The organism is Pseudoalteromonas sp. GutCa3, from assembly GCF_002836155.1.
Classification (GTDB): Bacteria; Pseudomonadota; Gammaproteobacteria; order Enterobacterales; family Alteromonadaceae; genus Pseudoalteromonas; species Pseudoalteromonas arctica.
In genome coordinates, this window is the sequence record NZ_PJBK01000044.1 from 1 (window position 1) to 6,621 (window position 6,621).

Annotated in this window: 3 protein-coding genes; all 3 read left to right on the plus strand. The window is 40.8% G+C overall.

What is annotated here, in order from left to right; genetic code table 11:
• The first annotated feature begins 822 nt into the window (after nucleotides 1-822).
• Nucleotides 823-2,238 (plus strand): efflux transporter outer membrane subunit, encoded by a 1,416-nt coding sequence (locus tag CXF64_RS08460; RefSeq protein WP_101216804.1) that lies wholly within the window; start codon nucleotides 823-825, stop codon nucleotides 2,236-2,238.
• The gene (locus CXF64_RS08465; protein WP_010554901.1) at nucleotides 2,228-3,544 is read left to right on the plus strand and encodes an efflux RND transporter periplasmic adaptor subunit; all 1,317 of its coding nucleotides are present in this window, start codon (nucleotides 2,228-2,230) and stop codon (nucleotides 3,542-3,544) included. Before CXF64_RS08460 ends, CXF64_RS08465 begins: the two co-directional genes overlap by 11 nt.
• Nucleotides 3,541-6,621, plus strand: a 3,081-nt coding sequence (locus CXF64_RS08470; RefSeq protein WP_007587324.1) for an efflux RND transporter permease subunit, incomplete at its 3' end; no start/stop codon positions are given. The genes CXF64_RS08465 and CXF64_RS08470, both read left to right, overlap by 4 nt.

Consider the following 6,621-nt stretch of genomic DNA (forward strand, 5'->3'; position numbering starts at 1 on the left):
CAAAAGCCTCGCTTATAGCGAGGCTTTTTTGTTTTTAACTTGAGAATTAAAAATACCCATAGTTAAGAGCAAAGCAACTGACTTGTAATCAGTAGTCTGTATAAGTTATCCGTTCGACTCGGTTAGTCGGCACCATTTATTCAAAAGCCTCGCTTATAGCGAGGCTTTTTTGTTTTCAACTTGAGAATTAAAAATACCCATAGTTAAGAGCAAAGCAACTGACTTGTAATCAGTAGTCTGTATAAGTTATCCGTTCGACTAGGTTAGTCGGCACCATTTATTCAAAAGCCTCGCTTATAGCGAGGCTTTTTTGTTTTCAACTTGAGAATTAAAAATACCCATAGTTAAGAGCAAAGCAACTGACTTGTAATCAATAGTCTGTATAAGTTATCCGTTCGACTAGGTTAGTCGGCACCATTTATTCAAAAGCCTCGCTTATAGCGGGGGTTTTCTGTTTCTATATGTCTAATACCAATCCGCAATAATACTTAATTAATTTGAGTGATTAAACCTGACGCTAACTGCGTTAAAAATTTCTGATATAGAGCAACTAAATAACGAAATTTTTGCCTTGTTATCGACACGATTTTCTTACCTCAAAATAGACCACTTAATTAAGCGAATTGGTATAATCTCTTAGACACACTACAAAAAGTTAATTTTTTATTATTAAAAATTGCTGATCATTTGCTCATTTTTACCGTATAACTGGCTATTATGTTAGTTCATCGCTAGCTATGTAATGTTATGTAAAGTAGGTTGAGCAAAAGTTGCCAAAGTGCTTGAATTACGTTCATAAATAGCAGTAATTTAGGTTTAATTATGATTTGGCAATGCAAGCCAACCCTATTGGCAATTAGTGTGATGCTGCTTAGCGGCTGTGCGAGTGATTTTAACTCGTCGCAGCGCATGCAAGCGCCTAATAATATGCCACAGCAATGGCAGCAAGAAGCATCAAGCTCGGTATTAAAAGTACAAGAGCAATGGCTTACACAACTACAAAATCCTACGCTTAACAAATTTGTACAACAAGCACTTAAAAACAATCAACAGCTTTTGCAAACTAGTTACGATGTAGAAATTCAAAAACAACAGCTTATAGTATCGGGTGCTGCGCTTTGGCCTAGCCTTAATTTATCAACACGTACAAGTCGCAGTAAAGACAACCGCCCAGTGAGCTACGATAACGCAAGCTCCGTTAGTTTAGATTTAACTTATGAAGTTGATTTATGGGGTAAGCTTTCAGATTCAAAGCGCGAAGCTAATCTTAACTATTTAGCGCAACAGGCCCGGTTTGAGCAAGCTAAACAGCAACTCGTTGCTGATGTAGTAACTGGCTGGTTTGATGTTGTTACATCGCAACAATTACTCGATTTATTTAAACGTAGAGAAGCTAATGCCCAGCAGAGCCTTGATATTATCGAGTCTGGTTATCGCCAAGGTATAAACGAAGCTCTCGATGTTTACTTAGCTCGTAATGAGCTCAATACTGAACGCGCTCGCATTGCCACTCAAACGGCGAACCTATCGGCTTCAGCACGTGTACTTGAGCGTTTACTGGGTGAATACCCAAAAGGTGCCATTACTGCTAGAAGCGACTTACCCGTTATTAATACCGATATTCCACTAGGCTTACCTTCTGAACTTATAACACGTAAACCTACGCTGCGAGCAAGTTGGTATGATCTTTTAGCCACCGACGCTTCATTGGCGTATGCGCACAAACAACGCTTTCCAAGTTTAGATTTAACAGCTTCACTAAGTGATAGCACCGACAGAGTAAGCGACTTGTTTTCTCCATCAAGCCTTGCATGGTCGTTATTAGGTAGTATTTCAGCACCGCTTTTTGAGGGCGGACGTTTAAAAGCGAATGAAGAAATAGCGCGCCTTAATACTCAAAAGCAAGAGCAACTTTATTTGCAAACGCTTTACGATGCATTTGGTGATGTAGAAAATGCGATTTCGCAGCAGCAGTCCCTCAAAGCGCAATATAGCAGCACCCTTGAGGCGCAAGAAAATGCACTTGCTGCAGAGCAATTGTCGTTTGAGCAATATCAAAGCGGTTTGGTAACTTACACTACGGTGCTTGACGCACAAGACAGGTCTTTCGATGCGCAAAGCTCCTTAATCGACATTAAAAACCAATTAATAGCTAACAGAATTAACTTACACGTTGCCCTTGGTGGTGATTTTGCAAAGCCCTCAAGTGAACTAAAGAGCAATAATGATGAAAACTAAAACAGCAAAAATTATTATTCCAGCGGTGGTTATTATTGCCACTATTTTAATTGTTATGTTTATTAAAGGTAATCCGCCAGAGGCTAAACGCTTTGGCTCACCTCCTAAAGCATCAATAAGTGTGGCTGCGCTTGAGCTTAAACCACAAAATTACCAAGTGATGATTGATAGCTACGGTACGGTAAAACCACGTACACAAAGTTTATTAGTTGCTCAGGCATCTGGGCAAATAATTGAAGTAAGTGATGACTTTAGAGAAGGCGGCTTTTTTGAAAAGGGCGATGTACTTTTAAAGCTAGACGACAGAGATCATCAAGCTGAAGTTAAATCTGCTCAAGCCAATTTATTAACGGCAGAGCAAGGCTTATTAGAAGAAAAGGCACGTGGGCAACAAGCTATTACTGATTGGAAACGCCTTGGCGGCTCAAATCAGGCAAGCAGCCTAGTACTGCGTGAACCACAACTTGCAGCAGCCGAAGCAGAAGTTTTATCGGCGCAAGCAGTACTTGAAAAAGCCATGCTTGATTTAGAGCGCACTAAAGTAACCGCGCCATATGCGGGTCGTATACTTAGCCGTAGTGTTGATTTGGGGCAAGTTGTTACTAACAATACCCAGCTTGCCACTATTTACGCAATCGATAGCGTAGAGATTCGTTTACCGATTAAAAATAAAGATCTTCCGTTCGTAAATTTACCAGAGCAATATCGTGATGGCGCCAAAAATCAAGCAGGTTCAATTGTTAAATTTACCTCTGACTTAGTGGGTGAGCAAACGTGGCAAGGGCAGCTAGCGCGTACCGAAGGTGCTATAGATGAAGGTGCACAACAGCTTTACGTAGTTGCTAAAATTAACGACCCATATAAAGCAACGGCTAATAACCAGTACCCAATAAAAATAGGGCAATACATAAAGGCGCAAATTACCGGTAAAACAGTTCCTAACGCACTTATAATCCCTAACAGTACTATTTATCAAGGGACGTATGTTTATGTTGTTGAAGAGGGTGTACTCAAGCGTAAAGACATTACACTTGCTTGGCAAAATGCGACACAAGCGATGATAAAAACGGGATTAAATCCAAATGATAAACTGGTTATTACTCCACTAGGGCAAGTGAGTTCTGGAACTCAGGTAAGTATTTTAGGCGAACAAAGCACAGAGCAACCTAAAAGCCGAGGAGCTAATGGGCAAGGTAAAGGAAAGCGCCCGACGCCAGAGCAGCTTGAGCAAAAAGCAAAAGAGCAGGGTATTAGTGTTGAAGAGCTAAAAAAACGCCGCGCAGCAAAGCAAGGAGATAAGCCATGATCGCTTGGTTTGCCAAAAACCATGTTGCTGCTAACTTATTGCTAGTAACGCTGTTACTGTCGGGACTTTTTAGCTTATCAAGCAAAATACCGCTTGAGGTATTTCCTTCATTCGAAACTGACATGATAAGCGTAAATGTAAGTTTGCGTGGTTCAACACCAGAGGATGTAGAGCAAGGTGTAACTATACGAATAGAAGAAGCAGTACAAGATTTAGAGGGCATAAAGCAAATATTTAGTCGCTCTTCTGAAGGTTCTGGCTCTGTGACAATAGAAGTGGAAAGCGGTTACGACCCTCGTGAGCTTTTAGCTGATATAAAAAGTCGTGTAGACGCAATTAACACTTTTCCAGCCGATGCTGAAAAGCCGATAGTAGCGCTTGCTGAGCGAATTCGTGAAGTTATCGCGGTTACCGTATCGAGTGACTATGGCGAAAAAGAAACCCGCGAATACGCAGAAACAGTACGCGATCAAATCCTACGTTTACCTAATGTAACGCAGGTAGAGCTAAGTGGCGTTCGTGATTACGAAATAGCCATTGAAGTAAGCCAAGATATTCTTCGTCAGTACGATTTAAGCTTGGCACAAATATCGAGTGCTATTTCAAACTCAAGCTCAGATATTTCTGCTGGTAACTTAAAAACAGAAGGCGGGGACGTACTTATAAGCTCTAAAGGGCAAGCATATCGTAAAGATGAATTTGCCAGCATTGTTGTTAAAAACCAAGCCGATGGCACTATTATTCGCTTAGGTGATATAGCGACTATAAAAGATGATTTTGAAGAAACACCAGTACGTACTCGCTTTAATGGTAAGCAAGCTGCATTTATCGACGTATATCGAATTGGTCCACAAAGTGCGATTACAGTTGCTGACGATGTTAAAAACTACATAAAAGAGCAACAAAGCTCTCTCCCACAAGGGTTTGAATTAAGTTACTGGGATGATGATTCGGAGCTGGTTAAAAGTCGTATTTCGACCCTTACTACCAATGCTTTACAAGGCGGTATTTTAGTACTGGCTTTACTTACTTTGTTTTTACGCCCTGCAATTGCATTTTGGGTATTTATTGGTATTCCGGTTTCGTTTATGGGCGCGTTTATAGCGATGCCTATTTTTGGCGTAACCCTTAATATTATGAGCTTATTTGGCTTTATATTGGTACTGGGGATTGTTGTTGATGACGCCATAGTTACCGGTGAAAACGTCTACACCCATTTAAAAACAGCTACGTCGGGCGAGCAAGCCGCAATTTTAGGTACTCAAGAAGTAGCAACACCAGTAACATTTGGTGTGTTAACTACCGTTGCTGCCTTTTTACCTTTGGCCTTTATTGAAGGGGCGCGTGGTGCCTTGTTTGCACAAATACCGGTAGTGGTTATTCCGGTATTATTGTTTTCATTGATTGAATCTAAATTTGTACTACCAGCACATTTAAAATATATAAAACTACGCCACGAAAAAGGCGAACCTTCAAAGTTTGATGTTATTCAACAGCGTTTTGCAGATGGATTTGAAAACGCGATTTTAAAATACTATCAACCCACTTTAAATTTAGCACTGCGCCATAAATTGGCTTCGGTAAGCTTGTTTATTGGTGTATTTGTTATAATTTTAACCATGATCACCAGCGGTTGGACTAAGTTTGTATTTTTCCCGCGCATACCAAGCGAAACAGTCCGCGTTAACTTAACACTACCGACAGGTACACCGTTTGAAGTAACGAATAAATACGTAATTGACATGTCGCAAAAGGCGCAGCAATTACAAGAAAAATACCGCGATCCAGATACTGGCGAAAGCGTTATTTTAAATATATTAGCCACAACAGGCGGGCGTGGTGGTGTATCTAATTCAGGCTCTGTACGCTTTGAAATAACACCGGCTGAAAAGCGTGAATCAGACATAGGATCACGAGAACTCGCCAGCGAATGGCGCGATTTAATTGGTGTCATTCCAGGTGCCGAAAGTTTAACGTTTAGAGCCGAAATTGGCCGAAGTTCTGACCCCATTGATGTTCAGCTTAGCGGCACTTCGTTGACTATTTTACAAGACGTGGCTGATCACATTAAAACCCGTTTATCGACCTATCCAACGGTATTTGATATTGCCGATAGTATGTCCGACGGTAAAGAAGAGTTACAAATAGAGCTTACGCAACAAGGTTTAGCGCTGGGCTTAAATAGAGTCAATGTAGCAGGACAAGTACGTAACTCGTTTTTTGGCTCGCAAGCACAACGTATTCAGCGAGGCAGGGATGACGTACGTGTAATGGTACGCTTACCTATAGATGAGCGCCGCTCTGTAGCTGACCTACAAAACATACTTATAAATACGCCTGATGGAGGCTCAGTGCCTTTATCGCACGTGGCAACACTTACTGCTGGGCAAAGTCCATCAACTATTAATCGAATAGACCGTTACCGCACATTAAACGTAACAGCCGATATCGAAAAAAATAATACCAACATGACCATACTGCAGGCTGACCTAACGGAGTATTTAGATGGGTTAATGCAGCAATATCCTGGAGTAGATTACAAACTAGAAGGTGAGGCTAAAGAGCAAAGAGAGTCGTTTGGGTCGTTGGCTTGGGCACTTGTGTTTGTATTTTTTATTATTTATGCGCTATTAGCAATACCGCTTAAATCTTACTTACAACCAATCATAGTAATGAGTGTTATTCCATTTGGCATGATAGGTGCTGTAGTAGGGCATTGGATCATGGGAATGGACTTAACTATTATGAGTTTACTCGGTATGCTTGCGCTAACCGGGGTGGTGGTAAATGATTCGCTTGTACTCGTTGATTTTATTAATAAAAAGCGCAGTGAAGGTGGTAAAGTTCTCGATGCTATAAAAATTGCAGGTGCATCACGTTTTCGCCCTGTAATGCTAACTAGTTTAACGACCTTTATTGGCTTAATGCCATTACTGTTTGAAAAAGCGACTCAGGCACAGTTTTTAATACCAATGGCGGTGAGCTTAGGGTTTGGGATTATTTTTGCTACCTTTATTACTTTATTGTTAGTACCAATAAACTACATGCTAATGGAGCGTTTTCAAGGTTGGTTTAAA

Coding starts and splice junctions, on each gene's coding strand:
- CXF64_RS08460 (WP_101216804.1), top strand. CDS start 823: ATGATTTGGCAATGCAAGCCAACCCTATTGGCAATTAGTGTGATGCTG.
- CXF64_RS08465 (WP_010554901.1), top strand. CDS start 2,228: ATGAAAACTAAAACAGCAAAAATTATTATTCCAGCGGTGGTTATTATT.